Below are 1,098 nucleotides of genomic sequence, written 5' to 3' on the forward strand. Positions count from 1 at the left end.
TATAGTAATATTATGGTTTAAATATTAGCCTCGGAAAAGATAATTTAAGCTTACTTTTAAGTTTAAACTTTAATGTCTGATTATGAATTGGTTAGTTTGAGTAGAGCAGTTGTATCTTGTGTTAAGATGGGCAGAATATGAGCCAATTCTATGTCACTCAATGGAGAGGCTAGGAATAGATTGGGTATGAAATTGTATTCAGTGCAAAGAGACTCTTAACAACATGTAATATGAATAAGTATTTTATACAGACTTCTAAGACTTCGAACAAACCATATAGTAGCTCAATGAGTTACTTTCAATCTGATTTGGTAGTTGAAGTCAACTTGAATACATACTTCCCTAATATTGAGATTACATTTGATAAACTTAAACGTAAGCATTTTGCGAAGCCTATCACTACTGAGTATCACTTCGTTAAACCAACTACTAAAGATGAATACACGAAATGCCTGCATAGGAATTTAGAGCTTATCAGAAGCCTCAAGTGGGGAGAAGCTGAGTATTTTTTAATATCAGGCATAGATCGCCTAGAATTAAAATTGTTTACCCTAGATGATAAAAGGGAGTTTAGTATTGGGATTGTAATCAGTAATGACTTTGAGTATGGTACAGTTGAGATTGGCAAAAGCACCAGCTTCACTCGGAGGCGCTGGTATAGAAATAATGGAGAGGCTATCTCCGAAGACCAATTCCGCCAGATCTTAGAGTTGGTCTACAACTATGTATTAGATGAAGTCTCCTATGAAATCAACATTGGTAGTTTGGAAGCAAAGGCAAAAGTTGTTTTATCCGGAGAAATGTTAGAGCCTACAATTACTTCAGTTCAAAAGAGGGAGTATCTTGATCAATTAGAGCAAAAAAAGAAACAGCTTCAAGCCCGGCTGATCGATAACGATACTGACACGCCTCAGGATCGTGCTTCCCTGAGAGGAGAACTAGCTGGAATAGAATATGCCATTAGAGTGTATGAGCTACATTTCGCAGATTGATAGTAGATGATGATGTGAGATAGTCAAGATATAATCTGACAGTTTAAGTAAATTGAATGTGACGCATTTAATTATTTAAACCCGATTATATCATGACCACTCAAGA

Annotated in this window: 1 protein-coding gene; it reads left to right on the forward strand. The window is 35.8% G+C overall.

Going from position 1 to position 1,098, the window contains the following annotated elements; genetic code table 11:
- The first annotated feature begins 230 nt into the window (after nucleotides 1-230).
- A complete protein-coding gene (locus O71_RS20945; RefSeq protein ID WP_007661266.1) occupies nucleotides 231-992 on the forward strand; it encodes a hypothetical protein in 762 nt (253 codons plus the stop codon).
- Nucleotides 993-1,098 lie beyond the last annotated feature (106 nt).

It is taken from the genome of Pontibacter sp. BAB1700, assembly GCF_000277005.1.
GTDB classification, from domain to species: Bacteria; Bacteroidota; Bacteroidia; order Cytophagales; family Hymenobacteraceae; genus Pontibacter; species Pontibacter lucknowensis.